The 588-nt window shown below is 44.0% G+C and carries 1 protein-coding gene; it reads left to right on the top strand.

What is annotated here, in order from left to right; genetic code table 11:
• A partial coding sequence (locus I6F42_RS20270; protein WP_231616416.1) for a hypothetical protein occupies positions 1–228 on the top strand: 228 nt, incomplete at its 5' end.
• Positions 229–588: the final 360 nt, after the last annotated feature.

Raw genomic sequence — 588 nt, forward strand, 5'->3', positions numbered from 1 at the left:
AAAGCAGCTCGAAAAATGGAGCTCTCAATTAAAAAGTTACCAATGAGCCAAAATTTCCTAAAATGGCAAAAACGCCATCTTGAAGGCCAAAATGGCCCGGATGACCGTGGGATGGCCGATTCCACGGCGAAGCAGTGGGTTTTGTCCGTTGGGACATTTCCAGTCAAAATAGGGTACCCCCACTTCTCCATGATCAAATTTCCCATGCCTCGGGAATCGTGCTCGTGATATATTATTGCACGAGGAATCTGCGCCTTGCGGCGAATGCATGGCGGAGATTTTTTACTCCCGATCGGTAGGAATTAGTGTGGTAAATCATGGTCGAAATATGTGGGGAATATGGTGGAAAATCCCTTTTGGATGATTTTGCCAGAGAACCCGTGTGCTATAGCACACTGTTTTGGCTTCGAAATGGGCATCCGGTGGCTCCGGATAAATAATGAAGGTACAAGGGGCATAATTCATTGGATAAAGTGGCCATCAACCAAATACTTTTTGACTACCAATTACAAGCACAAACAACGCCTAAAGCAGCTCGCAAAATGGAGCTCTAAATTAAAAAGTTAAAATTGGCCAAAATTTCCTAAA

Origin of the sequence: Pseudoalteromonas sp. SWYJZ12, assembly GCF_015864395.1 — a bacterium.
GTDB lineage: Bacteria > Pseudomonadota > Gammaproteobacteria > Enterobacterales > Alteromonadaceae > Pseudoalteromonas > Pseudoalteromonas arctica.